The 21497-nt window shown below is 63.1% G+C and carries 21 protein-coding genes; 12 read left to right on the top strand and 9 right to left on the bottom strand.

Annotated elements, in window-relative coordinates; all coding sequences use genetic code 11:
• Positions 1-9: 9 nt before the first annotated feature.
• Positions 10-651, bottom strand: a complete 642-nt coding sequence (locus OHD58_RS04465) for a LysE family translocator (protein ID WP_263801860.1) — start codon at positions 649-651, stop codon at positions 10-12.
• 172 nt (positions 652-823) lie between these two features.
• Between OHD58_RS04465 and OHD58_RS04460 the strand changes: the two genes are divergently transcribed.
• The 3 genes from OHD58_RS04460 (at position 824) to OHD58_RS04450 (ending at position 4085) form a co-directional block, all read left to right on the top strand.
• The gene (locus OHD58_RS04460) at positions 824-1945 is read left to right on the top strand and encodes a TRAP transporter substrate-binding protein (RefSeq protein ID WP_263801859.1); all 1122 of its coding nucleotides are present in this window, start codon (positions 824-826) and stop codon (positions 1943-1945) included.
• A gap of 83 nt (positions 1946-2028) precedes the next feature.
• Positions 2029-2670, top strand: a complete 642-nt coding sequence (locus OHD58_RS04455) for a TRAP transporter small permease subunit (RefSeq protein ID WP_263801858.1) — start codon at positions 2029-2031, stop codon at positions 2668-2670.
• On the top strand, positions 2667-4085 hold the full coding sequence (locus tag OHD58_RS04450) for a TRAP transporter large permease (RefSeq protein ID WP_263801857.1): 1419 nt from the start codon (positions 2667-2669) through the stop codon (positions 4083-4085). Before OHD58_RS04455 ends, OHD58_RS04450 begins: the two co-directional genes overlap by 4 nt.
• 130 nt (positions 4086-4215) lie before the next feature.
• On the opposite strand, the gene OHD58_RS04445 is transcribed toward OHD58_RS04450, so the two are convergent.
• Positions 4216-5226: a hypothetical protein gene (locus tag OHD58_RS04445; RefSeq protein WP_263801856.1), complete on the bottom strand. Its 1011-nt coding sequence runs from the start codon at positions 5224-5226 to the stop codon at positions 4216-4218.
• A gap of 205 nt (positions 5227-5431) precedes the next feature.
• On the opposite strand from OHD58_RS04445, the gene OHD58_RS04440 reads away from it, so the two are divergent.
• Together OHD58_RS04440 and OHD58_RS04435 are read left to right on the top strand one after the other, a co-directional pair.
• The gene (locus OHD58_RS04440) at positions 5432-6655 is read left to right on the top strand and encodes an argininosuccinate synthase (protein ID WP_263801855.1); all 1224 of its coding nucleotides are present in this window, start codon (positions 5432-5434) and stop codon (positions 6653-6655) included.
• Between the two features lie 5 nt (positions 6656-6660).
• Positions 6661-7188 carry a hypothetical protein gene (locus tag OHD58_RS04435; protein ID WP_263801854.1) on the top strand — a complete coding sequence of 176 codons (528 nt, stop codon included), beginning with the start codon at positions 6661-6663 and terminating at the stop codon, positions 7186-7188.
• A gap of 66 nt (positions 7189-7254) precedes the next feature.
• Here OHD58_RS04435 and OHD58_RS04430 read toward each other — a convergent pair whose 3' ends face one another.
• Positions 7255-8052 (bottom strand): lytic transglycosylase domain-containing protein, encoded by a 798-nt coding sequence (locus OHD58_RS04430; protein WP_263801853.1) that lies wholly within the window; start codon positions 8050-8052, stop codon positions 7255-7257.
• A 165-nt stretch (positions 8053-8217) separates the two neighbouring features.
• Between OHD58_RS04430 and OHD58_RS04425 the strand changes: the two genes are divergently transcribed.
• Both OHD58_RS04425 and OHD58_RS04420 read left to right on the top strand, forming a co-directional pair.
• Positions 8218-9483 (top strand): flavin monoamine oxidase family protein, encoded by a 1266-nt coding sequence (locus OHD58_RS04425; RefSeq protein WP_263801852.1) that lies wholly within the window; start codon positions 8218-8220, stop codon positions 9481-9483.
• A gap of 63 nt (positions 9484-9546) precedes the next feature.
• A complete protein-coding gene (locus OHD58_RS04420) occupies positions 9547-10215 on the top strand; it encodes a DUF1236 domain-containing protein (RefSeq protein ID WP_263801851.1) in 669 nt (222 codons plus the stop codon).
• 46 nt (positions 10216-10261) lie between these two features.
• Here OHD58_RS04420 and OHD58_RS04415 read toward each other — a convergent pair whose 3' ends face one another.
• Together OHD58_RS04415 and OHD58_RS04410 are read right to left on the bottom strand one after the other, a co-directional pair.
• Positions 10262-10744 carry a PaaI family thioesterase gene (locus OHD58_RS04415; RefSeq protein WP_263801850.1) on the bottom strand — a complete coding sequence of 161 codons (483 nt, stop codon included), beginning with the start codon at positions 10742-10744 and terminating at the stop codon, positions 10262-10264.
• Positions 10745-10809: 65 nt separating this feature from the next.
• On the bottom strand, positions 10810-11289 hold the full coding sequence (locus OHD58_RS04410) for a MarR family winged helix-turn-helix transcriptional regulator (RefSeq protein ID WP_263801849.1): 480 nt from the start codon (positions 11287-11289) through the stop codon (positions 10810-10812).
• 349 nt (positions 11290-11638) lie between these two features.
• On the opposite strand from OHD58_RS04410, the gene ffh reads away from it, so the two are divergent.
• The 3 genes from ffh to rpsP are packed head-to-tail and all read left to right on the top strand — an operon-like array spanning position 11639 to position 14034.
• Positions 11639-13222 carry a signal recognition particle protein gene (ffh, locus tag OHD58_RS04405; protein ID WP_263801848.1) on the top strand — a complete coding sequence of 528 codons (1584 nt, stop codon included), beginning with the start codon at positions 11639-11641 and terminating at the stop codon, positions 13220-13222.
• Between the two features lie 8 nt (positions 13223-13230).
• Positions 13231-13566 (top strand): chorismate mutase, encoded by a 336-nt coding sequence (locus OHD58_RS04400; protein ID WP_263801847.1) that lies wholly within the window; start codon positions 13231-13233, stop codon positions 13564-13566.
• 54 nt (positions 13567-13620) lie between these two features.
• Positions 13621-14034 carry a 30S ribosomal protein S16 gene (gene rpsP / locus OHD58_RS04395; RefSeq protein ID WP_263801846.1) on the top strand — a complete coding sequence of 138 codons (414 nt, stop codon included), beginning with the start codon at positions 13621-13623 and terminating at the stop codon, positions 14032-14034.
• A 129-nt stretch (positions 14035-14163) separates the two neighbouring features.
• Here the strand turns inward: rpsP and OHD58_RS04390 are convergent, their stop codons facing one another.
• From OHD58_RS04390 to OHD58_RS04380, 3 genes are all read right to left on the bottom strand, one after another.
• Positions 14164-15138, bottom strand: coding sequence for an alpha/beta fold hydrolase (locus OHD58_RS04390; RefSeq protein ID WP_263801845.1), 975 nt, complete (start codon positions 15136-15138; stop codon positions 14164-14166).
• A 64-nt stretch (positions 15139-15202) separates the two neighbouring features.
• Entirely contained in the window at positions 15203-16330 is a 1128-nt protein-coding gene (locus OHD58_RS04385) for a metallophosphoesterase (RefSeq protein ID WP_412177158.1), read from the bottom strand.
• A gap of 40 nt (positions 16331-16370) precedes the next feature.
• Positions 16371-17276: a bestrophin family protein gene (locus OHD58_RS04380; protein WP_263801844.1), complete on the bottom strand. Its 906-nt coding sequence runs from the start codon at positions 17274-17276 to the stop codon at positions 16371-16373.
• Between the two features lie 360 nt (positions 17277-17636).
• Here OHD58_RS04380 and OHD58_RS04375 point away from each other — a divergent pair, with 360 nt between their 5' ends.
• Complete coding sequence (locus tag OHD58_RS04375; RefSeq protein WP_263801843.1) at positions 17637-18434, top strand: hypothetical protein; 798 nt, start codon at positions 17637-17639, stop codon at positions 18432-18434.
• A gap of 169 nt (positions 18435-18603) precedes the next feature.
• Here OHD58_RS04375 and OHD58_RS04370 read toward each other — a convergent pair whose 3' ends face one another.
• On the bottom strand, positions 18604-19638 hold the full coding sequence (locus OHD58_RS04370; RefSeq protein WP_263801842.1) for an aspartate-semialdehyde dehydrogenase: 1035 nt from the start codon (positions 19636-19638) through the stop codon (positions 18604-18606).
• A 610-nt stretch (positions 19639-20248) separates the two neighbouring features.
• Here OHD58_RS04370 and OHD58_RS04365 point away from each other — a divergent pair.
• The gene (locus OHD58_RS04365; RefSeq protein WP_263801841.1) at positions 20249-21379 is read left to right on the top strand and encodes a porin; all 1131 of its coding nucleotides are present in this window, start codon (positions 20249-20251) and stop codon (positions 21377-21379) included.
• Positions 21380-21497 lie beyond the last annotated feature (118 nt).

The following is a 21497-nucleotide window of genomic DNA, read 5'->3' as shown; positions in this document are numbered from 1 at the left end:
AACGCCAGTCTACTTCGCCTGGGCGGTCAGGATCTTCAGCGCAAATGCCGAGAATACGCCCGCAAACAGATAGTCGACCACGCGTGTCACCCTTGGGCTTTTCCGAAGCAGCCCGGCGAAGCGGTCGGCGGCGATCACCATCGGCGCCGTCACCGGCAGCGACAGCGGGATGAACAGCAGCCCGAGGAAGAACAGCTTGCCCGGCGCATGCGGATCGCTGGCCGAGACGAATTGCGGCAGAAAGGTCATGAAGAACAGGATGATCTTGGGGTTGAGCAGATTGATGCCAAGCCCCATCGCCCAGTTCTGGAAGAGAGATCGCTGCTGGCCACTTTTCTTCTCGGGTGAAAACGCCGAGCCGTGACGGATCGCCTGGTACGCGAGCCAGACCAGATAACCGGCGCCGCCGATCTTCAGCACCAGAAAAGCCTCGGGCGAAGCAACGATCAGCGCCGACAGGCCGAGCGCCACCAGCGTCGTGTGGATGATGATGCCGCTCATTGCCCCGAACATGCACGCAAATCCCGCGGCTCGGCCTTCCGAGAGCGCCCGCCCGACGAACAGCGTCATATCCGGTCCCGGCGTGATGGCGATGATGAAGGTCGCGATGGCGAACTGGAGGATGATCGGCCAGTCGGGGATGAAGGACATTGGAGCGTTCCACCTGCTTGGACGCCCGTTCCTATAATGGAAGTCCGCAATACCCGCCAGATAGGCCAATCGTAGGACATTTACGTCCTTTGACTGACTTGCGTGGCGTAACGTATTCAATATGCTAACTTTCGCGAACAACAAGAAACCATCACTCAAGGGAGGAACTTCAATGACCGAGAAACCGATCTCACGCCGCAGATTCCTGAAATCTTCCGCGTTGGGGGGAACCGCGGCCGTCGGCGCCACGCTCGCCGCGCCGGCCGTGTTGGCCCAGGCACCGGTGACGCTGAAGATGCAATCGTCATGGCCCGCCTCGGACATCTTCCAGGAGATGGCCGCGCAATATGTGCAGCGCGTCCAGGAAATGTCGAACAACCGCATCAAGATCGATCTGCTGCCCGCCGGCGCCGTTGTCGGTGCCTTCCAGGTGCAGGACGCTTGCCATGACGGGACGATCGATGCGGCCCATACCGTGCCGGTCTACTGGTACGGCAAGAACAAGGCCGCCTCGTTGTTCGGCACCGGCCCGGTCTTCGGCGGCGACGCCAACCAGATGATCGCCTGGCTCTATCATGGCGGCGGCCAGGAGTTCTATCGCGAGCTTACCCAGGACATTCTCGGCCTCAACATCGTCGGCTTCCTGTCCTTCGGCATGCCGGCCCAGCCGCTCGGTTGGTTCAAGGGCGAGATCACGGACGCTGCCCAACTGCAAGGTCTGAAATACCGCACCGTCGGTCTGGCGGCCGACCTGTTCCAATCAATGGGCGCGGCGGTGTCGCAGCTTCCCGGCGGCGAAATCGTGCCGGCCATGGAGCGCGGCGTCATCGACGGTTTCGAGTTCAACAACCCGACGTCCGATATGCGCTTCGGCGCCCAGGACGTGGCCAAGAACTACATGCTGGCTTCCTACCACCAGGCTTCCGAATCCTTCGAATACATCTTCAACAGGGACACGTTCGAGGGCCTCGATCCCGACCTTCAGGCGATCCTGAAATACGGCGTCGAAGCGGCGCACCTCGCCAATTATTCGCTGGCGATGCAGCAATATTCGGCCGATCTGCAGAAGCTGCAGACCGAATCCGGCGTCAACGTGAAGCGCACCCCCGACTCGGTGCTCAAGGCGCAGCTGGAAGCCTGGGACAAGATCCTTCCGCCGCTGATGGAAGACCCCTATTTTAAGAAGGTGGTGGACAGCCAGAAAGCCTGGTGCGAGCGTGTCGTTTATTACAGCCTGCTCAATGCTCCAGACTATCAACTCGCCTATCAGCACTATTTCCCGGACAAGATCTGACGTCATTGGTGTTTTGAGACCCCGTGACGGAGCGAACCGGTTCGCTCCGTCACCATCCTGAACCGCGTGCTGAGGCAACTGTCATGGAAGGCTACATTCGGTTTGCGGATGACCTGTCGGCATGGTTCGGCAAGGTCTTCGCCTGGTGCATCATCGTGATGGCGTTCGGCATCGGCTACGAAGTGGTCGTGCGCTATGCCTTCACCGCGCCGACGCCCTGGGCATTCGACCTTTCCTACATGCTCTACGGAACCCTGTTCATGATGGCGGGGGCCTACACGCTCTCGCGCGACGGCCATGTGCGCGGCGACTTCATCTACCGCCTGTGGCAGCCCCGTACCCAGGCGGGCGTCGAGCTGGTGCTCTACTTCCTGTTTTTCTTTCCCGGAGTGCTGGCGCTGGTCTTCGCCGGCTGGAAATATTCGGCGCGCTCCTGGCGCTATTTCGAGGTGAGCTCCAACAGCCCCGCCGGAATCCCGATCTTCCAGCTCAAGTCGGTCATTGTCGCGGCCGGGATCCTGCTCTTCATCCAGGGTATCGCGCAAGTGTTCCGCTGCGTCATCTGCCTGCGCACGGGCGAGTGGCTTCGCGCCGAGGAAGACGTCGAGGAGACGGAAAAGGTCCTAATGCAGGCGCAGACGCTCGACGTGCTGAAGCACGGTTCCGAGGCCATCGACATCCCCTCCGGCTATAGTCCGGACATCAACAGGAAGGACGACCAATGAGCGATCCGCAAATTGCCGTTGGCATGCTCCTTATTCTTATCCTGGCGATATTCCTGGGTTTTCCGGTCGCCTTCACCCTCATGGCGCTCGGGGTGGCGTTCGGCTACTACGCCTATTTCGATGCCGACCGCATGTGGCGCAGCTACGAGCGGGCGGTGGAGTCCGGCGCCGATGGCTGGACGCTGACCGAAACCTGGGTCGGCGGCTTCTTCAACAACCGCATCTTCGATCTGTTCGTCAACCAGACCTATTCGGTCATGTCCAACGACGTGCTGACCGCGATCCCGCTCTTCCTCTTTATGGGCTACATCGTGGAGCGGGCAAACATCGTCGATCGGCTGTTCAACACCCTCTTTATCGCGACGCGACGCATTCCTGGATCGATGGCCGTGGCGGCACTCGTCACCTGCACGCTTTTCGCGACCGCTACAGGTATCGTCGGCGCCGTCGTCACCCTGATGGGACTGCTTGCCTTTCCGGCCATGCTGAAGGCCAAATACGATGTCAGATACGCCTCCGGCGTCATTTGCGCCGGCGGCACGCTCGGCATTCTGATCCCACCCTCGATCCTGCTGATCGTCTATGCGGCGACCTCCGGCGTTTCGGTGGTGCGGATGTATGCGGCCGCACTTCTGCCTGGCCTCTTTCTGGCGGGTCTCTATCTCGTCTACGTCGTCGGCAAGGCCGTCCTGCAACCGCATCTTGCGCCGAAACCGACCAAGGAGCAGATCGGCGATCATTCGTTCGTCCAGATATGCTGGATGATGTTTACCTCCTTCGTGCCGCTCGCCTTCCTCATCCTTGCCGTTCTCGGCGCCATCCTTTTCGGCTTCGCGACCCCTTCGGAGGCCGCCGCGATCGGTGCGCTCGGCGGGCTGCTGCTCGCGGTCGCGTATCGGGCGCTGACCTGGCAGCGGCTGAAGGAAAGCGTCTACCTCACCGCCCGCACCTCGGCGATGGTGTGCTGGCTGTTTGTCGGCTCGGCGACGTTTGCGTCTATCTTCGCCTATCTCGGCGGCCAGCAGTTCATCAGCGAGTTCGTCACCGGGCTCGACATGTCGCCGCTGATGTTCCTGATCGTCGCTCAGCTGATCATCTTCATCCTCGGCTGGCCGCTCGAATGGACGGAGATCATCGTCATCTTCATCCCGATCTTCCTGCCGCTGCTGCCGCATTTCGGCATCGATCCGTTATTCTTCGGCATCCTGGTGGCGGTCAATCTGCAGACGGCGTTCCTGTCGCCGCCGATGGCCATGTCGGCTTATTACCTCAAGGGTATCGCGCCGGCGCATGTGCGGATCTCGGACATATTTCGCGGCATGATGCCCTATATGCTGATCGTGATCCTGTGCATGGTCCTGATCTATATATTCCCGCAGATCGTCTACTGGCTGCCGAACCTCATCTACGGCTGACGGGCGGATAAACGGAGACCTTGGCATGATCAGAAAACGCCTCTTCGCCTTCCTCGCCTTCCTGTCTCTGGCGGGCTTCTTCAGCGTCGTTCTGTGGTTCGTGCCACGCGTGGACCTGGCTGGCGCAATCCTACTCGGCCTCGCGCTCGCGGCTTACGACCTCTGGACCCAGTTGCGGCCACGTCGCCGTCCGAGTGCGTAATCCAGGAACCGGCAGATCTTCGGCGCGCTGCTTCGTATTGGCTGCGCCGCCATCCGGGATCGCATAGGCGCCGCCGTCCCAGCGCCAGCGGCTCGCTTCGGTGCCGCCGGCGGTGGGCAAGGTCAACAGGTCCGGCCAGCCATCCTTCGCAACCTTCGGGTCGGTGTGCAGGAGCAGCCCGTCGGTGGAGTAGACCTCCTTCCATTCCGCGGCTGCATTTTCCGTCGCATAGCCGGTAAGGCTGCATCCGGACTCGCCGAAATAGCTTGTCGAACCGCACAGCGTGGCGAACAGAAGCTTCCTGTCCGCTTCGAGGTCGACGACAACCGCCGCCACCGCCGGGGATTTTCCCGTCGCCGAACGGAAGCGCTTGATCTCGCCGGCAAGCAGTGCTTTCGCCGGCTCGACGCCGGGACCGGTTTCGGAGAATGCGATCCGGTCATACGCCGACATGTCGACCTGGCTGCAGCGCGGCGCGACCGCCTCGATCGCCTTGCGCGATCCGCCGAGCGGGAACGTTGCTTGTGCCGGCTCACTGCCGCTCCCGCCGGTGATCGAAACGCGGTTGCCGGCCTTCAGCGCTTCAAGCGCCTCCGGCAGGACAGAAACCGTGATGCCGGCGCCGGTCCGGTTCGCCTTGGCGGGAAACTCCTCGCGGCCGATCGTCAGCCGCGCGTCGTCGCCGGCGATCCCGGCCGCCGCGGGGTCCACCCTCAGCAGGAAGTTCCAGCGCTGCTCGGCGCAATGCAGCGAACCACCGGTGATCCCCGTGGAGTCGAGCGGCGGCGGTAGGATGGCGACGGCGCCGGAACCGGCCTCCTGCCAGTCGCCCTGGGCTGCTGCGGAAGAAAGCGAAAGGAGCAAACCAGCCGCCAGGGCAGCCAGGAACCGGCAATCGGCCGGCACCACAATCTTCGCTGGCTGCAGCAGCTGTCCCATCTGGTCTCCCGTAAAGCCATTCACTGTTGGAAGAATCGGTAAAGATTTAATGAAATTGCGCATCCCGCCGGCGGAGGCAGCCCGGTTTGAAGAGGATATCGCTCGCCGCGACGAGCCGGGCGACAGGCGTTTTCGCGCTCATCTCTTGCGGACACCGGAAATGGCGTGATACCTCGCCCGCGAACCCCAGGCTGGAAATTCAAGAATGTCCAAGTGGAAAGACGTCAAGAAGGTCGTGCTCGCCTATTCCGGCGGTCTCGACACCTCGATCATCCTGAAATGGCTGCAAACCGAACTCGGTGCCGAAGTCGTCACCTTCACCGCCGACCTCGGCCAGGGTGGCGAACTCGAGCCGGCGCGCCAGAAGGCCGAGATGATGGGCATCAAGGACATCCGCGTCATGGATGTCCGCGAGGAGTTCGTCTCCGACTTCGTCTTCCCGATGTTCCGCGCCAACGCACAGTATGAAGGCGTCTATCTGCTCGGCACCTCGATCGCCCGGCCGCTGATCTCCAAGCACCTGGTCGACATCGCCCGCGAAACCGGCGCCGACGCGATTGCCCACGGCGCCACCGGCAAGGGCAACGACCAGGTCCGCTTCGAGCTGTCGGCCTATGCCCTCAACCCGGACATCAAGGTCATTGCGCCGTGGCGCGACTGGTCGTTCAAGTCGCGCACCGATCTCCTGAACTTCGCCGAACAGCACCAGATCCCGGTGCCCAAGGACAAAAAGGGCGAAGCGCCGTTCTCGGTCGACGCCAACCTCTTGCACTCCTCTTCCGAAGGTAAGGTGCTGGAAGATCCGTGGAACGAGCCGCCGGAATTCGTCCACCAGCGCACCGTCTCACCGATGGACGCGCCGGACGTGGTCACCGAGATCACGCTGGAATTCAGGAACGGCGATCCGGTCGCCCTCAACGGCAAGAAGCTGTCGCCCGCAACACTGCTCGCGGCACTCAACGATCTCGGCCGCGACAACGGCATCGGCCGCCTCGACCTGGTCGAGAACCGTTTCGTCGGCATGAAATCGCGCGGCGTCTACGAAACACCCGGCGGCACCATCTTGCTCGCCGCCCACCGCGCCATCGAATCCATCACCCTCGACCGCGGCGCCGCGCACCTCAAGGATGAGCTGATGCCGCGTTATGCGGAACTCATCTACAATGGCTTCTGGTTCTCGCCAGAACGCGAGATGCTGCAGGCGCTGATCGACAAGAGCCAGAAGGATGTCGAGGGCGAGGTTCGCCTCAAGCTCTACAAGGGCAATGTCATCGTCACCGGGCGCCGCTCGAAAAAGTCGCTTTATTCCGATGCACTTGTCACCTTCGAGGACGATCGCGGCGCTTACGATCAGAAGGATGCCGCCGGCTTCATCCGCCTCAATGCACTGCGCCTGCGGACGCTGGCCGCGCGCGACCGCAAGGAGTGAACCTGATGCGCCTTCGCCGTTGCGCCGCCATGCTGCTTTCGATTGCCGCCGCCGCGCCGGCCGGCGCCCAGGATTTCGATCCGGCGACGCTCGATCTCGCGGCGCTGATCGAATGCAGGGCCGACGTCCCCACCTACAACAACTTTGCCTTCTGGCTGACCGGCGAGGAAAACGGTGCGCTGGAAAAGCTCGGCTGGACCGAGGTCGAGAGTGGCAATCCGCTGCTTGGCCAATTCAAGCTGCCGGCGCCGGTCACCGCTTTCGGCCACCAGACCGACAATATCGTCTTCACCAGTTCGGGCCCCATGATGGTGCTCGACGGCGTGCCGCCGCAGGAGCTTGCCGACAAGCTCGGCGTCGCCCCCGTCGTGGCGTCATCGGAAAAATTCCTCGGCGAAAAGGTGATCGTGGAGAAAAGCGAGGAGGACGGCGGCATCACGCTGAAGACCCGCATCGCCCTCAATGTCTCCACCGTCGATTCGCATCCCGGCAAGACGCTGGCCGGCTGCTCCTACCAGATCGAAGTCCAGTAGGCGTGTCGCGAACATGAAAAACCCGGCCTGAGCCGGGCTTTTCTTTTGCGATGAGGCAGGCAGATCTCACTGGCCGTCGATCTCGGCGCCGATGATGGCGATCGCCTGCTGATAGACCGAGGCTGCGTTCCAGCCCGCGATTGCACCCATGTTGCCCGCATAGCCTGCGCCGGCCCGCCAGCCATGCGCCCTGAGGAAGTTGGCTGTGGAGGCCAGAGCAGTGCCTTTGTCGCGCAGGTTTTTGTTGCCGACGCCATATTGCAATACATTCCCGGGCAGGAACTGGGTGTGTCCAATCTCGCCATGCATGGCGCCGACCGAGCCGGCGCTCAGCGCGCCGCGATCAACCAGCATGAGTGCTCCAATGGCATGCGGGGTAAAGAAACCCGGGCGGCGGCAATCATAAGCGAGCGTCACGATGGCTGAGACCGTATTCTGCTTGCCCATAAATGAGCCGAAGCCGGTCTCCATGCCCCAGATGGCGAGCAGCACGCCGGGCGGCACACCATAGGTGCTTTCGATCTTGTTGAAGAGCGCCGCGTTCGACTTCTTCAGCGAACGGCCCTTGGAGATGATGGCAGCACCTCCGCGGCGCTTCATGAAAGATTCCACCGAGCCGCTGAACGCCTTGTGGACGGCGCGGTCGGCTTTGATCGTCGCCGTGGCGTATCTTGCGCCGGCCAGCGCTGAAAGACCCTTGCTCTTGACGCCGGCAGCTCTCGCCTCGTTGGCGAACTCTGCCTTCCACTGTTCGAACCCGCCGGCGTTGTTGCCGCATGTCGCCGCCTGGGCGTTTCCTGCCGCCATTCCGAACATGACGAATGCAGCGACTGCTAAAAACTTTCCCTTGGCAGATCGTGCCATGCCGTTCTCCTTCAGAATTTCCTGAATCATATCGCCGGATTTTCCCAACATCTATTCAGTTTGTCATCGTTAAGGTCAAGTTTACGGCCAAACCGAGACCTTCTGGCGGATACGCACAATCTTGCCTAAGATCAAGTGGAACAGAACTTGAGGGGGGCAAATTCCATGGAAGATGTCGATGTTGTGATCGTCGGTGCTGGCTCGGCCGGACTTGCAGCGGCAAAGTCCTTGCGCACCGCAGGGCTGACCTTCAAAGTATTCGAGGCGATGAACCGCATCGGTGGCCGCGCCTGGACCTCCACGGAGCATTTCGGCGTTCCGTTCGACATCGGTTGTGCATGGCTGCATGCCGCGGACCGCAATCCTTACTTTCCCGAGGCGGAGGCCGCCGGCTGGACGCTCCACCATCACGACATGAATGTCGATCATCTTTATTACCGCAAGCGCAAGGCCTCGGAGGAGGAGGAGGCCGCGATGAAGGCTGCCGACACGGAAATATCCGAACTGCTCGAAAACCACACAGGGACGGACGACCGCCTGTCGTCGCTGCTCGCCAAGGGGCACGCCACGCGCGCGGCCGCGACCTTCGCCGGGCCGATGGACTTCGGCGCCGACGAGGACGAGATCTCCATCGCCGACTTCAAGGCCGCCGCCGACCTCGAGCCGAACTACTTCACCTACGAGGGCTTCGGTGCGCTGGTTGCCAGGTTCGGCGCCGACGTGCCGGTCGAGCTCTCGACACCGGTGCGCAAGATCCTGTGGGATGTCCCCGGCGTCGCCTGCGTCACCGACCGCGGCACCGTCCGCGCGAAAGCCGTCATCGTCACCGCGTCGCCGGCCGTGCTTGCCTTCGAGGAGATCGAGTTCAGCCCCCTGTTGCCCGACAGCCATTTCTCTGCCTTCTTCGACCTGCCCATGGGCATGCTGACCAAGATCCCGCTCGAGATTCGCGGCACCCGGCTTGGCCTCAGCCCGTTCGACGATCTGCTGATCGAACGGATCGCGCGCCACGACATCTACTTCCTCTGTTTCCCTTTCGACCTCGATCTTATGGTCGGCTTCATCGGCGGCGACTTCGCCTGGGAGGTTTCCGCCGCGGGCGAGGCCGCCGGCGTCGACTTCGTCACCGACCGGCTTTGCGGCATTTTCGGAAACGACGTCAGGAAGCATGTCGGCCGCGCCATGATGACCAACTGGGGCGGCGAGCGCTTCGTCCGCGGCGCCTATGCCGCGGCGCGGCCGGGTAAAGCCGAGGCGCGCAGGATCCTGATGGAGCCGGTCGCCGAGCGAATCTTTTTCGCCGGCGAGGCGCTCGCCGGTTCCTTGATCCAGACCTGCGGCGGCGCGCGGCTTTCCGGCGAAGCGGTGGCACGGCAGGTCGCGGCGCAACTGGCTGATAGCCGCTGCGAGGCCGTGCAGCTGGCATTTTAGAGGGAACTAAACCCCGCCTCATCCGGTTAGTGCCACCGAAGGGGTACAACTGGAGTGAATATGATGAAACCGAAGCTTCTCGTTTCGGCGGCAGCCCTTGGCTTGCTCGCAATGTCCGGCGCCGCTTTTGCAGCGACCGCAACAGCCACCACCGATCTGAACGTCCGCGCCGGTCCCGGCCCTCAATACGAGGTCGTCGGCGTCGTCGGCGCCGGCCAGTCGACCGAAATCACCGGCTGCCTGGAAGGCAGCAAATGGTGCCAGATTGCATCGAATGGCGGCCAGGGCTGGGTCTATTCGGACTACCTGACAGCGGATTTCGGCGGCGGCCAGCAGGTCGTCCTCACCCAGCGTCCCGCCGAAGCAAAAGTAGCCATCATCCCGCCGCCTGATGGCGGAACCGAGGGTGCTGCCGTTGGCGGCGCGACCGGAGCCGTTGCCGGTGCGCTTATCGGCGGGCCGATCGGTGCCGCTGTCGGCGGTGTCGCCGGCATCGCGGTTGGCGGCGCGGCCGGCAATGCAGCCGAGCCACCTCCGGAAGTGCGCACCTACATCACCGAGAACCGCGTCGATCCGGTCTATCTCGACGGTGAAGTCGTGGTCGGCGCCGGCATTCCGGAAAACGTCGAAATCCGCGAGATCCCGGACTACGAATACCGTTATGTCTATGTGAACGGCCAGCCGGCGCTGGTCGATCCGGATGATCGCCGCATCGTTTACGTCGTCCGCTAAACGACGCGGGTGCGAACAAGCCGCCGGGCCTTGCGTCCGGCGGCTTTCATTTTGTCTCGAACACCAGGCAGCTCTCGCTGCCATGCGCGATCAACCGGCCCTTGCCGTCGATCAGCCGGCCTTCGCTGGTTGCCATCCGCGCACCCGAATAGACCGTCGTCGCCTCGCAGCGCACCTCGCCAGAATCGGCAGTCAGCGGCCGCACGTAGTTGATCGTCATTGCCGTCGTCGCATAGAGTTGGCCCGGCTTCAGCGTCGAATGCACCGCGCACCCCATGGCGCTGTCGAGGATCGTCGCGATCCAGCCGCCATGCACCGTGCCCATCGGATTGAGGAACGCGAAATCCGGTTGCCCGCTGAAGACGATGCGGCCTTCTCCGACCTCGGCCAGGTCGATCCGCATGGTCGGCGCGAAGGGCGGCGCCGGCAACTCGCCGCGCAATATCATTTCCAGCGTTTCCCGGCCGGAAAGCCCGGCAAGCTGTTCGCGCGGCAGCGGCTGCGGCTTGATGCGTTCGGCGAGGGTCATTGCAACTCCGTTAAATCTTGTAGCTACACAATTGTCGTTATTTAGGCGACGCGCATCTGATCGGTTCAGGAAGCTTCGGTGAGGATGCCTTTCGCGGCGCGGCGCAGCAGCCTGAAATCCTCGCGGATCGCGCCGTCCGTCGCTTCCGGCAGCCGCCCCACAAAATCGTCCTGCGCCTTGCGCCACAGCGGCAGCGCCTCGGCGATCATGTCGACGCCCTTGTCGGTCAGCCGGTGGATCAGCCGCCGCCCGTCGCCCTTTTCCGCTACGACCAGTCCGACGGCGATCAGCCGGTCGAGGTTGCGCGCCAGCGTCGACCGCTCCACACCGATCATGTCGGCAAGTTCCGAAGCCGATTTCGCCCTTTCCATCGCAATGGTGCACAGGATGCTGAACTGGGTGACCTCAAGTCCGGTCGGGGCGAGATGGTGGTTGTAGGCCCGCGTCACCACATTGGCAGTGCGTCGCGCCGCCCGCACGAGACAAGTCGTCCCGATCAGCGTCAGGTGGTTGGGCAGGTCGTCGATCGTCTTGGTGGCGGACATGATTGTGTAATTACAACACAAGATTTTCCTTCTTGCAACCAAGGATCTGTGCCGCGCGAGCGCCGGCGGCAAAATATGGCACGGAGGCCGTCGTACCGACGGTTAGGGTCCGATTAGGGCTCCGTGCTTGACTCTTCCAGCCTTTTCCTGTCTACACGCGCCGAATTCAGCGACGAGTGTCAACTCCGAGCAGCCGACCGGGACCCTTAGTGGTATAAATCGATCCCGGAGGCCAACACCCGGCAGCGCGATGCGCCCCCGGGTGCTTTTTGGTTTTGGCATTTGCTTGGACACCCGGCGCGAACGCATTACCTCTCGGGTCGAATGGCTTGAGAGAAAAGGGAAAGAAATGTTCGAGAGCTTACAGGAACGCCTAGGCTCCATATTGAACGGCCTGACCGGCCGTGGCGCGCTGTCGGAAGCCGACGTCGCGGCGGCGATGCGCGAAGTTCGCCGCGCGCTGCTCGAAGCCGACGTGGCGCTCGAGGTCGTGCGTTCCTTTACCGACAAGGTGCGCGCCAAGGCGGTCGGCGCTGCGGTGCTTAAATCGATCAAGCCCGGCCAGATGGTCGTCAAGATCGTCCACGACGAGCTGGTCGAGATGCTCGGCAGCGAGGGCGCTGCGATCGACCTCAATGCGCCGGCGCCGGTCGTCGTCATGATGGTTGGCCTGCAGGGCTCGGGCAAGACGACGACGTCGGCCAAGATCGCCAAGCGACTGACAGACCGTCAGAACAAGAAGATCCTGATGGCGTCGCTCGATACGCGGCGCCCCGCTGCGCAGGAGCAGCTCCGCCAACTCGGCGAGCAGGTCAAGGTCGCCACGCTGCCGATCGTCGCCGGCCAGACGCCGGTCGAGATCGCCCGCCGCGCCGTGCAGGCGGCGAAGCTCGGCGGTCACGATGTCGTCATCCTCGACACCGCTGGCCGCACCCATATCGACGAGCCGCTGATGGCCGAGATGGCCGAGATCAAGCGGGTTTCCAGTCCGCACGAGATTCTGTTGGTCGCCGATTCGCTGACCGGCCAGGACGCGGTCAATCTGGCCAAAAGCTTCGACGAGCGCGTCGGCATAACCGGCCTCGTGCTGACCCGCATGGACGGCGACGGCCGCGGCGGTGCTGCCCTTTCGATGCGCGCCGTTACCGGCAAACCGGTCAAGATCATCGGCACTGGCGAGAAGATGGATGCGCTGGAGGAGTTCCATCCCAAGCGCATCGCCGACCGCATCCTCGGCATGGGCGACATCGTCTCGCTGGTCGAAAAGGCTTCCGAAAACATCGACGCGGAACAGGCCGCGGCGATGGCCAGGAAGATGCAGTCGGGCAAGTTCGACCTGAACGACCTCGCCGGCCAGCTGCAGCAGATGCAGAAGATGGGCGGCATGGGCGGCATCATGGGCATGATGCCCGGCATGGGCAAGATGAAGGACCAGATGGCCGCCGCCGGCCTCGACGACAAGATGTTCGGCCGCCAGCTTGCCATCATCTCGTCGATGACCAAGGCCGAGCGCGCCAATCCTGATGTACTAAAGCACAGCCGCAAGAAGCGCATCGCCGCCGGCTCCGGCACCGACGCCGCCGACATCAACAAGCTTTTGAAGATGCACCGCCAGATGGCCGACATGATGAAGGCGATGGGCGGCAAGGGCAAGGGCGGTGGCCTCATGCGTGGCATGATGGGCGGCCTTGCCCAGAAGATGGGCCTCGGCGGCATGATGCCCGGCATGGGCGGCATGCCCGACCTCTCGAAGATGGACCCGAAGCAGCTCGAAGCGCTGCAGAAGCAGGCGCAGGCATCCGGGCTCGGCGGCGGCTTGCCGAAGGGCCTGCCCGGTCTTCCCGGCGGTGGCGGTCTACCGGGCCTCCCCGGTGGCATGCGGCTCCCGGGCCTTGGTGGCGGCGGTCTGCCCGGACTGCCGAAGAAGAAGTGAGAACGCCCATGAACGATGCATCCAGCCCGCAGGCCCAGCTCGCCGAATACCGCGCCTCGATCGACAACATCGACGCCGCGCTCGTCCATATGCTCGCCGAGCGCTTCCGCTGCACCAAGGCGGTCGGCGTGCTCAAGGCGACGCACGGCCTGCCGCCTGCCGATCCGTCGCGCGAGGGCCAGCAGATCGCCCGCCTGCGGCAGTTGGCGAAGGACGCGCATCTCGATCCCGATTTCGCGGAGAAATTCCTGAATTTCGTCATCAAGGAAGTCATCCGCCACCATGAGCAGATCGCCGCCAATGGCGTCGACCTGAAGAATTCGGCCGCCAGCCGCGGCGAATAGAAGAATGCCTCAACTCAACGAAGATCGAACCGAACTGCCTTTAGGAGAAAGAAAATGTCACTGAAAATTCGTCTGGCCCGTGCGGGCTCCAAGAAGCGTCCTTATTACCACGTCGTCGTCGCCGACGTCCGTTCGCCGCGCGACGGCCGTTTCATCGAGCAGATCGGCTCGTGGAACCCGCTGCTGCCCAAGGGCGAGGAGCGCGTGAAGCTCGACGCCGACCGCATCAAGCATTGGCTGTCGCATGGCGCGCAGCCGACCGACCGCGTGCTGCGTTTCCTCGACGAGGCCGGTATCGCCAAGCGCGAGGCCCGCTCCAACATGAAGAAGGCCGAGCCGGGCAAGAAGGCCCAGGAACGCGCCGCCACCATCAAGAAGGCGCAGGAAGACGCCGCTGCCGCCATCGCCGCCGCGTCTGCCGCACCTGTGGAAGCCGAGGCTCCGGCCGAAGAAGCCGCAGCTTCGTAAGCCGATTAGCCGGCTAATCTCATTTGCCACGGCGGGCTTCGGCCCGCCGTTTTTTGACCGGCTCGCCCCCTGCGAAGCCGGAGAGGGGAACCATACGAAGCATGGTGGAGGGGGCATATGCTATAAGATTCAAGGCTGCGCTGGAGCCGGATCGCCGGTGGTGCCATCTTCAGCACCGGAGCCGTCATCGCCGGCCGGTGGCGGGTCGAGATCGAGGTCCAGGAACTCGTCGATCAGGCTCGCCGCCTTGTCGGGAAATTCCCAGAACATGTTGTGGCCGGCTCCGGCAAACACCTGGAACACCGCGTCGGGATAGGCCTTTTCCAGCTTCTCCTGATGGGTGAGGTCGAACAGCCCGTCCTTTTCGCCCCACAGGACCAGGATCGGTGCCTTGACCAGCGGCGTCGTTGGCGTCAGATCTCCGACCAGCGTGCCCCACAGGACGCCGAGCCAGACATGGATCGGCACGGCAGCACTTTCGGTGCGCTCGCGGGTCAGGAAGTCCCCGTCGACCGGGTTCGGATTGGCGTACCAGTCCTTCATGAACTGGCTTTCCGGATCGATCGGCGCCTTGAGCTTCGTGACGTTGTCCCACAGCCATGTGCCCGGCCCGCCGCCGACCGCCGTGGTCGAGCTGACCAGCACCAGGCTTCTCACCTTGTCCGGGTGCTGCGCGGCCAGCAGTTGCGCCGCCAGCGAACCCAGCGAATGGCCGATCACGTCGGCCTTGGCGATGCCCATCGCGTCGAGGAACAGCGACGCGTCATTGGCGAAGTCGGTATAGGCATAGCAGCAGTCCGGAGCATCGGACTTGCCATGGCCGCGCAGGTCGATCGCCAGCAGCCGGCGCTTCTTGAGATTCGGCGCCACCAGAGACCACGAGCGGCTGTTGTCGGTATAGCCGTGGATCAGCAGGGTCGGCGGTCCCTCCGAATTGCCCATCTCGACATAGGCGAGCGAGATGCCGTTGGCGAGCTTCACCGACTTCTTGGCGTCCGCCCATTCGGCCTGCGTCGGGATCGGTATTTCCACCGCCTGCGCGGCCGGCGCGAAACCCAGCCAGAGGATCGCCAGCACCAGCGCTGCTTTTCCGATCGAGATCATACCGTTCTCCTTGCCTTGCAGGCTGGCATCTTCGGCAACCGGCCGCGGTCGCGCAACCCGCCGCTTATTTTTTCGCCCGGCCGACCGGCTTGCTGAACGCATGAGTGAACCGCACGGTGCCCGCCGCGTCCACCGCTTCGCCCAGCGCAACATCCATGGCCGTATCGGTCACATGCACCAGCGCGAAGCCGCCGAGATAGGCGGCTTTCGGCTTGAACAGGTCCAGCCCGTCGCGATTGTAGACCAGCGCGCTGTCGTGCTCGTGCCCGTGAAAGATACCGATGACGTTGTGGCCGGCGAGTACATCCACCATTGCCAGCCGCTGCTCGTCGCTCCACCAGTGCGGCGTTCCGCTGCCGTCGTCGTCGAAGGTTTTTGCTGCTGGGTCCCAGCGCTCGATGGAGAACGAATCCCAGCCGTAATGCTGGAAGATCACCACCGGCCTGCCGCCGGCATGGTCGGCCAGATCCTGCTTCAGCCAGGGCAATCCGCTTGGTGCGCCCTTGGTCGTATCGCCTGCGAAACGATGTGTCTGGACGAGATGCAGTCCTCCCCAGTCCCAGGAATAGCAGTCGGACCCGACATCGTAGTTCGCCGCTGGCACCAGCGGCTTGAAGAACACGCTCGGCCGGTGATTGATCTCGACATAGTCGCGCAGTTCGCGGCGGTACCAGTCGACGCGCGGCGGATGGCCGTCCTGGTCGAGGTCGTGGTTGCCGAGCCCGGTGTAGACCGGAAAATGCACGCTGTCGGGGCCGGCGCCTTGCTGGTAGCGCTGGCTGAATTGCTGCAGTTGCGTTCCTTCGCCGGGCTCCGCCACCTGCCCGCCGCCGTCGTCGGTCATGTCGCCGCCGATCACCAGGCCGAGTGGTATGTCTACTTTTTGGCCTGCTCCAGCCAGCCCGCTGGCCACACCGCCGATATCCGCCGGCCACCTTTGTTCGCTGATCCCGTTCAGTGCAGCAATATGGCGCAACAGGTTCGCGTCCGTCTTGCCTTCCTCCTGGCAGTTCGGCGACAGGCCATCGCCCATCCGGCAGGTATGAATGTCGTTGCTGAACAAGAACGTGGCATCGATCGCCGGCCTGGCTGCGCCTTGTTGCGCCTTAAGTCTTGCCGGGCTGGCCAAGGCGGCACCGCCCAGTCCGAACAGCCCGGCGGTGAACTGGCGCCGTGAAAGGGAAATCGCCACGGGTTGCTCCTCCCGTTCTCCTGCCCGCGCCGAACCGGCGTCAGGAGTAGTAAAACCTTTCCGCCGCGATCGGCGGCGGTGGTGTTTCGCCCAGCGCCTCGAACACCGAAATCTCGCAGACCCGGCACAGCCCGTCCAGTGCCAGGTCGTTGGCTTGAGTGCCGAACGGATCCTCCAGTTCCTCCGAGAGCGCATCGAGGCCGAAGAACGTATAAGCGATCAGCGCGGTGAACAGCGGCGTCGCCCAGCCGGCGGAGAAAGCCAGGCCGAACGGCAAAAGCAGGCAGAAGATGTAGGCGGTGCGCTGCAGGAGCAGCGTGTAGGCAAAAGGCAGCGGAGTGCCCATGATCCGCTCGCAGCCGGCCTGCATGGCCGAGAGGGCCGAAAGACGCTCGTCGAGGATGCGGAAATCCATCGGCTCCAGCGTTCCGCGCCGTTTCAGCGCGCCGATCCGCTGGCCCATCCGGCGCATGGCGGCGTCCGGTTGGTTCGACGCGGCGAAAATCGCCTCCGCGGCATCGCCGACGAAGCCGCGCGCCTGCTCCCGCGCGTCGACCTTGCGCAATTCGCCGCGCAGGAAATGGCAGAAGGCGAGCGAGTCCATCAGCAATGGGCGAAGCTCGTCGCGGTCTGCGATCAGCGCCGACGCGGCGCGCGAAAGATTGCGGATTTCGAACACCAGCTGGCCCCACAGTTTTCGCGCTTCCCACCAACGGTCATAGGCGGCGTTGTTGCGGAAACCGAGATAGACCGACAGCGCCACGCCAAGCAGTGCGAACGGCGCCACGCCGGCATTGCCGAGATCGAGCTCCAGTGCCTTCACCAGGGCAACGACGACTGCACCATAAAGCGCGAACCCAAAAATCTGCGGCAGGATGCGCGGCACCACCGAGCCGCGCATGACGAAGAAGAGCTTCCAGAAGCTGGGGCGGGGACGAACGATCATCGGGGCAGCTCGCATCCTGTGTCGGAGGCGGCATCATACCGCGTCTGGCGATCATGTATTCTTGGCCTTTCGCGACAGGAGCGGCCGCTTTTACGAATTTCGCCGGTAGCGATGTTCACCTCCCCTTTGAGGGGAGGTCGGCGGCCAAAGGCCGCCGGGTGGGGGCTTCAGCATGGAGAAACCGCCGCAAGGGCGTGAACAGATTTCCCGTTTCAGGTCCATTTCAGCCTCCGCTGAAGATTCTTTCCTGTGATTTCAATGGTTTGTGCGATTCTCGAAAATTTCGGCCTTCGTCTTTTTCCACGCCCCTCCGGCCCCGCTTTATCCTTTTGCCTATTCTCATTTTCGAGGCGAGGCGTGGTGGAAAGGCAGGATCGGCAGGACAGGGAGACGAAGCGTCATCACGCGACGCTGCTGCGCCTGCTCGCCATCCTCTTCGTTTATGCCGGGCTTGCCGACGACACCGGCTCCGCGCTGTCCGACAGCGAGCGCGCCCGGCACGCTTTTGAGGCAAGCCGCGAGGCCTGGACGCTGTCGCGCCGGATCTGCCGCAGGCTGCTCTTGCTGATCCGGCCGGTCGAGGCCGCGACGCGCCGCCTGATCGTCGTTCTGGCGAGCGGCCTTCCCATCCCGGAGCCGCGGGCCCCCGAACGCCCGGCGACACTGCCGGCGCCGACCCGGTCCCCCTCCCCCTTGAGGGGAGGGGTTAGGGGTGGGGGTAGTTCCATAGCCGCTCCGTCCGGCGACGGCAAAACTTCCGATGCACGTCCGCCGCTTTTCGCACTGGCCGACCGCGACAAGCGCTACGAGTGGTTCTTTTCGGGAAGACCGCACGGCGCGGGCTGGAAAGGTCCGGCGCCGGCCTTGCCCGGTGACGATCAGCTCGACGCCGCCGGCATCCTGCGCCGCATCGCCGCGCTGGCGCTGGCGCTCGACGATTTGCCGGCACAGGCCCGCCGTTTGGCACGCTGGCGGCTCCGGCGCATGGCCGCCCGCGCGGCGGGCAAAGCCAGAGCCCTGTCGCCGCTCCGGCCCGGAATTCCGCCGGGTTCGCTGCCGCGCAGGGCGCCGAAAAAAGTGCTGCGCGAGGAGCACCACCTTTTGTCCGAGACCCACGCGCTCGCCCGCGCGGCTCTGGCGCGCTTCGACACGTCATGACGCGCGCAGGCTTTCACCTCCCCCTCGAGCGGGAGGTCGTGCCGAAGGCACGCGTGGGGATGATCGAGGTCACACCAGCGAAAAAAATCGGGGCGTGGCGAGGATGGAGCTTGTCTTGAAAAACTGCCCCTCGCCCTTACCCTCCCCGCAAGAGGGGAGCCACGCCGCTTCAGGCGGCTTTTTTCTTCGGCTGGATCAGGCCGCGCTCGACCAGCAGCTCGGCGATCTGCACGGCATTGAGCGCGGCGCCTTTGCGCAGATTGTCGGAGACGATCCACATCGACAGGCCGTTCTCGATGGTCGAGTCCTCGCGGATGCGCGAGATGAAGGTGGCATCCTCGCCCGCCGATTCGAGCGGCGTGATGTAGCCGCCGTCCTCGCGCTTATCAAGTACCTGGCAGCCCGGCGCCTCGCGCAGGATATCGCGCGCCTCGTCGGCGGTGATCGGCTTCTCGAACTCGATGTTGACGGCTTCGGAATGACCGATGAACACCGGCACCCGCACGCAGGTGGCGGTCAGCTTGATCTTCGGATCGAGCATCTTCTTCGTCTCGGCGACCATCTTCCACTCTTCCTTGGTGAAGCCGTCGTCGAGGAACACGTCGATATGCGGGATGACGTTGAAGGCGATGCGCTTGGTGAACTTCTTGTTCTCCACCGAATCCGCCACGAACACCGCCCGCGTCTGCGTGAACAGCTCGTCCATGCCGTCCTTGCCTGCGCCGGAAACCGACTGGTAGGTGGCGACGACGATGCGCTTGATCGTGGCGGCGTCATGCAGCGGCTTCAAGGCCACGACAAGCTGCGCGGTCGAGCAGTTCGGGTTGGCGATGATGTTCTTGCGGGTGAACAGCGAGATCGCATCCGGATTCACTTCCGGCACGATCAGCGGCACGTCCTGGTCGTAGCGGAAGGCGGACGAGTTATCGATGACGACGCAGCCCTGCTTGCCGATCTTCGGCGACCATTCCTTCGACACGTTGCCGCCGGCCGACATGATGCAGATGTCGGTATCGGAAAAATCGTAGGTGTCGAGCGCCTTCACCTTCAGCGTACGGTCGCCATAAGACACTTCGGTGCCCTGGCTGCGGCGCGAGGCGAGCGCCACGATCTCATCGATCGGAAAGCCGCGTTCTTCGAGAATATTCAGCATTTCCCGGCCCACATTTCCCGTGGCGCCGACGACTGCAACCTTGAAACCCATAAAAAATCTCCTGTCCCTCTCCGCCTGGCTGCTTGGAGAAAACCCGCTGGCCGTTGCGGGTCTCGCCCCCGGGCCGGACCCGGGAGAGGGTGGTTAGGCCAAGGGAGATCAGACCGTTTTGGTGGTCGTTTTGGCCGTGGTTTTGCTGGAACGGAGAGACGCGCGCCGATGCCCGGCGTCGTGGCCGGGAAAATCGATTGCAAAAAGCGCCATCAACAGGCCGCGCATGGAGTGCTCCGTCGTCAGGACGGGCTTTTACGCGCTTTCGCTAAAGAGTCAATCGAGCGCCGCCGCCGATCAGCAGCTTGTGACTTGACCGCAAGGGCTGCGGTCCTAGGCAACAATAAATTTCCAGCAATCAAGTAGTGTGACGCGCATTACGGCGGCGGGGGTTCTGCCGCAAGACGACAAAGAGTGTCATTTTCATCACAGCGCGCACGGATAGGTGTGGCGGCGAAGCAATCGCGATCCTCGTGAAGGCGGTTGCCGTTGCGCGCCGAATGGCGAAGCGTAAGCTTTGAATCGCGACGCAACTGCTTCGCAATCGGGCAGGGGAGCTGTCTCAGCAAAGTACCCGGACCGGCTTATACTTTGGCTGGAGATCGAAAAGATGAATATCAGAAGCCTTTTTCTTGGATCGGCCGCGTCGTTTTTGGCGGTTTCCGGCGTGCGCGCCGCTGACGCGGTGGTCGTTGCCGAACCGGAGCCGGTCGAATATGTGCGCGTCTGCGATGTCTACGGCACCGGCTTCTACTATATGCCCGGCACCGAAACCTGCCTGAAGGTCAGCGGGTACGTCCGCTACGATATCGGCGTTGGCTACCTCGGCTATGAAGACGTCATCGACAAGAAGGATTTTGCCGAGAGCGGCGGTGTCATCCAGAATCTCAACGACACATACTACAAGCGCGCCCGCGCAGCCCTTGAGCTCGATGCGAGGACGGAAACCGAACTCGGCACCTTGCGCGCCTATTTCCAGATCAATTTCCAGTACGATTCCGTCGCTTCCGAAGACGACGACACGACCCCCGGGATCGAAGGGCCCTTCACCAGCACCGAGAACTCGCTTGAGATGGAGCACGCCTATATCGAACTCGGCGGCTTCCTGATCGGCAAGACGGATTCCTTCTTCTCGACCTTCAACGATTATGTCGGCGCGGTGATCAGTGACGACCTGATCCCGTACGGACCGTTCGACACGCACACGATCCAGTACAAATTCGATGCGGGTAACGGCTTTTCTGCCGGCATCGCGCTTGAAGAAGGCGCCGACGTCGAATTCACCATCGACGACTATGTCCCGCATGTCGCCGCAGGCGTGAAATACGCGAAGGACTGGGGCGGCGTCTCGGCTGTCGTCGGCTACGATTCGGTGTGGGAAGAATGGGCCGGCAAGGTGCGCCTCGACGTGACGGCGTCCGAAGCCATCTCCGCTTTCATCATCGCCGGCTTCAAGGACGACGATGGCGGGGAGCCGAATTTTTATGGCAACTGGTCGGGTGATTGGGCTGTGTGGGGCGGGTTCACCGCGCAGGTCAGCCCCAAGGCTTCGCTCAACACGCAGTTTTCCTATGACGGAGCCGACAATTTCGCCGCGGTGGCCAATGTCGAATACGAGCTGGTGCCCGATTTCAGGATCACACCGGAAGTCGTCTATGTCGACAATTTCGACGACGACACAGCCAACGATTTCGACGGCGGCCATTTCGGCGGCTTCGTCCGCTTCCAGCGCAATTTCTGACAGCACTCGAAGCTCTTTGGAACCCGGCTGGGCGGCCGGGTTCTGTCTGGGATGGCCGACCACCGGTGGCTCTGGTCCACAGTCGGCAAACTCATTCCTCCAGATCGTATCTTTTACG

The sequence above is a fragment of the Mesorhizobium sp. ZC-5 genome (assembly GCF_025753855.1).
Classification (GTDB): Bacteria; Pseudomonadota; Alphaproteobacteria; order Rhizobiales; family Rhizobiaceae; genus Neomesorhizobium.
The sequence above is the reverse complement of the archived record's forward strand: the minus strand, read 5'-3'. Positions and strand labels throughout refer to the sequence as shown.

Excerpts from the sequence above, each read along its gene's own strand:
- OHD58_RS04465 (WP_263801860.1), bottom strand. The coding sequence starts at position 651 with ATGTCCTTCATCCCCGACTGGCCGATCATCCTCCAGTTCGCCATCGCG.
- OHD58_RS04460 (WP_263801859.1), top strand. The coding sequence starts at position 824 with ATGACCGAGAAACCGATCTCACGCCGCAGATTCCTGAAATCTTCCGCG.
- OHD58_RS04455 (WP_263801858.1), top strand. The coding sequence starts at position 2,029 with ATGGAAGGCTACATTCGGTTTGCGGATGACCTGTCGGCATGGTTCGGC.
- OHD58_RS04450 (WP_263801857.1), top strand. The coding sequence starts at position 2,667 with ATGAGCGATCCGCAAATTGCCGTTGGCATGCTCCTTATTCTTATCCTG.
- OHD58_RS04445 (WP_263801856.1), bottom strand. The coding sequence starts at position 5,226 with ATGGGACAGCTGCTGCAGCCAGCGAAGATTGTGGTGCCGGCCGATTGC.
- OHD58_RS04440 (WP_263801855.1), top strand. The coding sequence starts at position 5,432 with ATGTCCAAGTGGAAAGACGTCAAGAAGGTCGTGCTCGCCTATTCCGGC.
- OHD58_RS04435 (WP_263801854.1), top strand. The coding sequence starts at position 6,661 with ATGCGCCTTCGCCGTTGCGCCGCCATGCTGCTTTCGATTGCCGCCGCC.
- OHD58_RS04430 (WP_263801853.1), bottom strand. The coding sequence starts at position 8,052 with ATGGCACGATCTGCCAAGGGAAAGTTTTTAGCAGTCGCTGCATTCGTC.
- OHD58_RS04425 (WP_263801852.1), top strand. The coding sequence starts at position 8,218 with ATGGAAGATGTCGATGTTGTGATCGTCGGTGCTGGCTCGGCCGGACTT.
- OHD58_RS04420 (WP_263801851.1), top strand. The coding sequence starts at position 9,547 with ATGAAACCGAAGCTTCTCGTTTCGGCGGCAGCCCTTGGCTTGCTCGCA.
- OHD58_RS04415 (WP_263801850.1), bottom strand. The coding sequence starts at position 10,744 with ATGACCCTCGCCGAACGCATCAAGCCGCAGCCGCTGCCGCGCGAACAG.
- OHD58_RS04410 (WP_263801849.1), bottom strand. The coding sequence starts at position 11,289 with ATGTCCGCCACCAAGACGATCGACGACCTGCCCAACCACCTGACGCTG.
- ffh (WP_263801848.1), top strand. The coding sequence starts at position 11,639 with ATGTTCGAGAGCTTACAGGAACGCCTAGGCTCCATATTGAACGGCCTG.
- OHD58_RS04400 (WP_263801847.1), top strand. The coding sequence starts at position 13,231 with ATGAACGATGCATCCAGCCCGCAGGCCCAGCTCGCCGAATACCGCGCC.
- rpsP (WP_263801846.1), top strand. The coding sequence starts at position 13,621 with ATGTCACTGAAAATTCGTCTGGCCCGTGCGGGCTCCAAGAAGCGTCCT.
- OHD58_RS04390 (WP_263801845.1), bottom strand. The coding sequence starts at position 15,138 with ATGATCTCGATCGGAAAAGCAGCGCTGGTGCTGGCGATCCTCTGGCTG.
- OHD58_RS04380 (WP_263801844.1), bottom strand. The coding sequence starts at position 17,276 with ATGATCGTTCGTCCCCGCCCCAGCTTCTGGAAGCTCTTCTTCGTCATG.
- OHD58_RS04370 (WP_263801842.1), bottom strand. The coding sequence starts at position 19,638 with ATGGGTTTCAAGGTTGCAGTCGTCGGCGCCACGGGAAATGTGGGCCGG.
- OHD58_RS04365 (WP_263801841.1), top strand. The coding sequence starts at position 20,249 with ATGAATATCAGAAGCCTTTTTCTTGGATCGGCCGCGTCGTTTTTGGCG.